The sequence below is a fragment of the Burkholderia sp. SIMBA_062 genome, assembly GCF_046534765.1.
GTDB classification, from domain to species: domain Bacteria; phylum Pseudomonadota; class Gammaproteobacteria; order Burkholderiales; family Burkholderiaceae; genus Burkholderia; species Burkholderia ambifaria.
On the sequence record NZ_JAWRYD010000466.1, the window covers coordinates 1 to 250 of the forward strand.

The following is a 250-nucleotide window of genomic DNA, read 5'->3' on the forward strand; positions in this document are numbered from 1 at the left end:
CAGGAAGTTCACGCCCGCGCCCACGAACCGTCCGAACGACGTGCAGAACGCGAACGCCGTGGCGCGCACGCGCGTGCCGAACTGCTCGGGCAGCCACAGGCTGAACAGCGCGAAATTGCCGCCGAAAAAGCCCAGCACGAACAGAATGGCGATGAACGGCACGAGCCCGTTTTCGAGGTAATAGGCCCAGCCGAAGCTCGCCGCGATCGTCACCGCCATGCCCGCGAAGTAAATCGCCAGCGTCCATTTG

At 64.0% G+C, this 250-nt stretch carries 1 pseudogene; it reads right to left on the minus strand.

The window, feature by feature from the left end:
- Positions 1 to 250 (minus strand): annotated as a pseudogene (locus SB786_RS37085) (MFS transporter); the annotation flags it as partial.